General features: G+C 66.1%; 4 protein-coding genes and 1 pseudogene. 3 read left to right on the top strand and 2 right to left on the bottom strand.

Going from position 1 to position 5,844, the window contains the following annotated elements; all coding sequences use genetic code 11:
* Window positions 1-985, bottom strand: a pseudogene (locus DDF70_RS35095) (IS1182 family transposase); the annotation flags it as partial.
* A gap of 309 nt (window positions 986-1,294) precedes the next feature.
* Here DDF70_RS35095 and DDF70_RS38565 point away from each other — a divergent pair.
* The coding region (locus DDF70_RS38565) for an alpha/beta fold hydrolase (protein ID WP_245435775.1) at window positions 1,295-1,866 on the top strand (572 nt) is incomplete at its 3' end.
* 795 nt (window positions 1,867-2,661) lie between these two features.
* Here the strand turns inward: DDF70_RS38565 and DDF70_RS35105 are convergent.
* Window positions 2,662-3,045, bottom strand: coding sequence for a response regulator (locus DDF70_RS35105; protein WP_114949123.1), 384 nt, complete (start codon window positions 3,043-3,045; stop codon window positions 2,662-2,664).
* 138 nt (window positions 3,046-3,183) lie between these two features.
* Here DDF70_RS35105 and DDF70_RS37735 point away from each other — a divergent pair, with 138 nt between their 5' ends.
* Entirely contained in the window at window positions 3,184-3,414 is a 231-nt protein-coding gene (locus DDF70_RS37735) for a hypothetical protein (protein WP_205772593.1), read from the top strand.
* The coding region (locus DDF70_RS35115) for a GAF domain-containing protein (RefSeq protein ID WP_114949124.1) at window positions 3,401-5,844 on the top strand (2,444 nt) is incomplete at its 3' end. The genes DDF70_RS37735 and DDF70_RS35115, both read left to right, overlap by 14 nt.

Here is a 5,844-nt window from a genome sequence, read left to right on the forward strand (position 1 = left end):
GGTCAGCGTCTTGGGAACATAGGGCAGGACACCGCTGCCCTCGCAGGCCAGCACCTCGTCACCGTTGTAGGAGCCCCGATCCGCCAGCACGGTGAGTTCCTCACACGCCATTCCGTCCCGGGCGTGTTGCCCCATCGCCAGCAGTTGCGTGCGGTCATTGCCGACATTGGTCACCTCGTGCGCCACGATGAGATGATGCTCGGCCTCCACCGCCATCTGGACGTTGTTGCCCACAAGGCCGGTGCCCTTGCCGCTGGTGGCCATCGAGCGGGCGTCCGGATCGGTCAGAGAGATCTGCTGGTCGGGCGCGGCCTCGACCTGCTGGCCCATGTCTTTGAGGGCTTGCATCTGCCGGCGCAGGCCCTTGATCTTCTCCTTGAGCCGGCTGGTGCGGGCCTCGGCCACATCGTTGTCCTGCCGGTCGGCCCGATCCAGAGCTGCCAGGTAGCGGGCAATACTGGCCTCGACCTGCTCGATGCGCTTGGCCACCTTGGCGACGGTAAAGTTGACGGTAAAGTTCTTGTCACGGTTGTTGACCGCCTTGAACTTGGATCCGTCGATGGCCACCACCCGCCCGGGTGAACAGGTTGAGCTGCCGACACAGCACGACAAACTGCGCGCAGGCGGCCCGGATGGCTGGTCCATTGTCGCGGCGGAAGTCAGCGATGGTCTTGAAGTCGGGCCTCAGCCGGCCAGTGAGCCAGATCAGCTCGAGGTTGCGCTGGGTCTCGCGTTCCAGGCGGCGGCTGGAGGGGAGGCGGTTGAGATAGCCGTAGATGTAGATCTTGAGCAGGGTGGCGGGATGGGATGATGGGCGGCCCGTCACCTCCGGCACCACGCCGGCAAAGCCCAGGGCCGCGAGGTCCAACTCGTCGATGAAGGCCTCAACAATCCGAACCGGATTGTCTTCGCTCACATAGTCATCCAGGCAGTCAGGAAGCAGGGTCGCCTGCCGACGGTCCTCACCCTCAACGAAACGCTTCATCGCAACCTCCGCCGACCACGATCAGCTTAGCAGATCAATGCGTTTCCACACAGGCTGGACCCGCAGCCGACATTCGCGGGCTGATGGATTAAGCTCTTTTATGTCCAGAGAATGTGGAGCATCCTGATCCCCCCGCACGTTTTGGCCTAGTACCGCGTGCCGGTGGTGGCTGTCCGCTCCGGCCTGCCTTTGCGATAGTGACGCGTGAACAGGAGTGATCCTGTGACCACACCCGTGACTGGATGGCTGGATGAGATGCGCCGACAGATCGGGCGTGGGCTTGATGCCATCGGCCTTGGTCCAGAGGAGATGCCCCGCCGTGTCATCAGTGAGTGCCCCGGGGCAAGGCTCCGGGCCTACCATCGCGGCGATGTTCGCCGAGGGCCGGTGCTTCTCATCATCCCGGCTCCCTTCAAGCGGGCTTATCTCTGGGATCTTCTGCCGCCGGTGAGCGTGGTCCGCCACTGCCTCGAACGAGGCTTTCGCGTCTATCTGCTCGAATGGCTCGTTCCCACGCCGCAGGAGGATGAATTCGGCTTCGCGGAGTATGCCGACCACCTGATCCTCGAGGCGCTGATAGCCATCAGAGCCGAAACCGGCTCGTCCGGCCCGATCCTCGCGGGGCATTCGCTGGGTGGCACACTGGCGGCCATCTTTGCCACTCTGCATCCGGATCAGGTTGGCAGGTTGCTGCTGCTTGATGCTCCTCTGGCTTTCGGCGCGCATGGCGGCCCACTTACGCAGGCCGTCCGAGCGCTCCCGCGCGCGAGCACGATCCGGAGGTCTGCTGGCAGCCCTGTGCCGGGATCCGTCATCAGCGCCCTCTGTGTTGCAGCCGCGCCAGAGATCTTTCAGCTTCAGCGTGTCACCGACTTCGCCGCNCATTCGCTGGGTGGCACACTGGCGGCCATCTTTGCCACTCTGCATCCGGATCAGGTTGGCAGGCTGCTGCTGCTTGATGCTCCTCTGGCTTTCGGCGAGCATGGCGGCCCACTTACACAGGCCGTCCGAGCGCTCCCGCGCGCCAGCACGATCCGGAGGTCTGCTGGCAGCCCTGTGCCGGGATCCGTCATCAGCGCCCTCTGTGTTGCAGCCGCGCCAGAGATCTTTCAGCTTCAGCGTGTCACCGACTTCGCCGCGAGCGTGCTCGATCCTGAGGCGCTGGCGGTTCATCTGCGGGTGGAGCGGTGGACCTATGACGAGATTCCGTTGCCGGGTCGGCTCTTCGAAGAAACCCTAGAGCTGCTCTACCGCGAGGATCGCCTGATGAGCGGAACGCTCCAGGTGGGTGAGCGACAGACCGGAAGTGCTCGCCTTCGAGCCCCCGTGATGGCCGTGGTCAATCCTGTGGGAGGGCTCGTGCCACCGCGCTCGATGCTGGCGGCTCTCGCAACCGTTCCAAACCTGACCTTTGAGGTTCTGGCGTACGAGGGTAGCCGCGGTCCGATGGTGCAGCATGTCGGTCCTCTCGTGGCTCCCGTCGCGCATCAACACCTCTGGCCCAAACTCGCCGCGTGGATTGAGCAATTGCCATAGAGCCTGCGCCGAGGTCTGGGGGCCATCCAAGCTCTAAAAGGTGCCTGTGTGTCGCCCTCGAAACCGTGCCAAGCCGATCAGGCCGGCCAAGGACCGCGCCCGTACCGGTTCCAGCCTTCCAGGGTCGATGTTGGTCGGGCCTACGGGGCTCGTACCAAGTCGGGTAGCGCCTGCACCAGGGCTCGCGGATCGAACGGTTTCTGCCAGCGTGGAATGTCCTGGTACTGAGCCGGCACAGTGGCTTGGTCATACCCGGTGGCGAATACGACCGGGATGCCCCGGGCCGTGAGGGCCTCCATGACTGGGAAGACCATCTCGCCGTTCAGGTTGATGTCGAGAATGGCGGCATCAAGATGTTCCCCTGTGGCTACGATCGCCTGCACCTCATCCCGGCTCGGCACCGGCCCGACGACCTCGGCTCCAAGCGCATGCAATGCTCGGCCAATGTCGCGGGCGATGAAGTACTCGTCCTCGGCAACCAGCACCCGGCGGTTTGCCAGGGCATCATGCGGTACAGTGCTCATCCCTTTCCCTTCTCGGTCTCGCGTCAGGGAGCTTCGGGCAAGAATAAGCCAATGGCAGTCGCGCCAGTATAATCCAGGTTATACAGCTCCGGATCGCGATGCGCTAATGTTCATGGCACGTTCCGGCGGCGCTAGGCAGTGGTGCATTCGCTGATCCGCAAACCGGATCTGGACGAGCTGATGCGGGCGGCCCTGTTCAATCCCAACGACCTGCATCTCGACCGCGAGGGGCGCCATCGCGATGCCAATGAGACTGAGGTGCGCCCTCTGACCCTAGCCCCATTCGCCGATCTGCGGCAGGAGGCTGAAGGCGTCAGGTCCTGCGACCAACATGGGGGCCTTACAGGAGGTCAGTATGACCACGGCTGACGGCCGAAACAGGACACCGGCCGGACTTGACGACAGTCTAATCACGGAGGAGTTGGCCCGGCGCTCATCCCATGCGCCGGACTATGAGGCCGAGAACCGGGCCCTCGCCGCCCTGGCCCAGGAGATGACCGCCAACCCGTGTGACGTGCTCCAGAAATGCGCCGAGCTGGCGGTGGCGCTGTGCCATGCCGACTCCGCCGGCATCAGCCTGCTCGAACCCGGGGAGGAAGGGGTCTTCCGCTGGCACGCGGCCGGGGGCGGGCTGGCGGCTCAGGCCGGCCGGACCGTGCCACAGGAAACTTGCCCAAGTGAGGCGGTGATCGCCCGCGACAGCGTGCTCCTGTTCCGCGAGGGCGAGCGGCTCTTTCCCGGCATGAGGGGCATCGGACCGCCTGTCTACGAGATCCTGCTGGCGCCCTGGCATGCGTACGGCGAGCCAGTCGGTGCGCTCTGGGCGATGAAGCATACGCCCGAGGGGCAGTTCGATGCCGAGGATGCCCGCCTGCTGCAAAGCCTCGCCCACACCGCCGCAGCCGCCTACCAGACGACCGATGCCCTGGACAAAGCGGAAGCCGGCCGCACGGACCTGGAGCGGCGGGTGGCGGACCGCACCCGCGCCCTCTCGGAAGCCCATGCAAGCGTCCAGACAAGCGAGGCGCGCCTGCGGGCGGCGCTGGAGATCGAGACGGTCGGAGCGATCTATCTCGATCCGGACGGCAGGATCATCGAGGCCAACGATGCCTTCCTGGCCATGGGCGGCTACAGCCGTGCGGATCTGGAGGCGGGCCGTCTCACCTGGCAGGCGCTCACCCCGCCGGAATGGCGGGACGTCTCCGAGCGCGCCTTCGCGGAGCTGAGGGCCACCGGGCAGATCCCGCCCTACGAGAAGGAGTACTTCCGCCAGGATGGCTCGCGGTGGTGCGCACTGTTCGCCGGCAAGCTGCTGCCGGATGGCACGATCTTCGAGTTCGTGCTCGACATCACCGCCCGCAAGCAGGCGGAGCAGGCGCTCGCGGCCGAATTGAAGGCGATGACGCGGCTGCACGAGGTGAGCCGGCAAGTCGTCGACGGGGCCGGTCTCCCGGCGGTGCTCGACGCGATCCTGGACGCCACCATCGAGCTGCACGGCGCCGACTTCGGCACCATCCAGCTCTACGATGAAAAGACCCGGACACTGCGTATCGCCGCCCAGCGCGGCTTCCAGCAGCCGTTCCTCGACCACTTTGCCAAGGTCGGTGCCGTGGAGGCCTCGACCTGTGGCATGGCGCTGGCCCGCCGGGAGCGGGTCACGATCGAGGACGTGGAGCAGGATCCCGCCTATGCCCCAAGCCTGGCGGTGGCGCGTGAGGCCGGCTACCGGGCGGTGCAGTCGACCCCGCTGGTCACACCCTCCGGCGAGATGCTCGGCATGCTCTCGACCTATTTCCGCCAGCCCCACCACCTGTCCGACCTCGATACCAAGCTCACCGATGTCTATGCCCGTCTGGCGGCGGAGGCCATCGCCCAGGTGCGGGCGGAGGCGGCCTTGCGGGCGAGTGAAGCCCGGCTGGCGCACGAGCTCGAGGGTGCCCGCCAGCTCCAGCGGTTCAGCTCGGAGCTGCTCGTGGAACAGCACCCGCAAGCCCTCTATGAGCAGCTTCTCGACGCGATGATGGCGATCATGCGCTCACAGGGCGCGAGCATGCAGATTCTTGATCCCGACGTGAAGATCCTGAAGCTGCTGGCCTGGCGTGGCTTTCACCCGGATGCGGCGGCGTTCTGGGACCGCGTCGACTGCAACTCCGCGAGCACCTGCGGCGAGGCGCTGAAGACGGGCCGACGGATCCTTGTGAGTGACACCGAGGCCTGCGCGTTCATGGCGGGCACCGAGGACCTTGCGGCCTACCGCCTGTCCAACCTGCGGGCGGTCCAGTCGACGCCGCTGCGGTCCCGCACCGGGCGCGCGCTCGGCATGGTGTCGACCCACTGGCGCGCGCCGTACACGCCAAGCGCAGATGACTTCAGCCGCTTCGACGTGCTGACCCGGCAGGCGGCCGATCTGATCGAGCGGGCGCAAACGGAAGCGGCCCTGCGCGAGAGCGAGACCCAAGCCCGGCTGCTGCTGGCCGAGTTGCAGCACCGGGTGAGGAACACGCTCGCGGTGATCCGCTCGATTGCGGGCCAGACGGCGGAGACCAGCGAGACGGTGGCGGACTACGCCATGCACCTGGAGGGGCGCATCGACGCCTTTGCGCGGGTGCAGGCGGCTGTGACGCGCGATCCCAGCGCCGGGATTGATCTCGCGTCTCTGGTGGCCGAGGAGTTGCTCACCTGTGCCGCCCGGGAGGGCAAGCAGTTCCGCCTGTCGGGACCCGCCGTTCGCCTCCAGCCCAAGGCGGCCGAAACCGTAGGGCTGGCGATCCATGAGCTGGCGACCAACGCGGTCAAGTA

The organism is Microvirga calopogonii, from assembly GCF_003347665.1.
Taxonomy (GTDB): domain Bacteria; phylum Pseudomonadota; class Alphaproteobacteria; order Rhizobiales; family Beijerinckiaceae; genus Microvirga; species Microvirga calopogonii.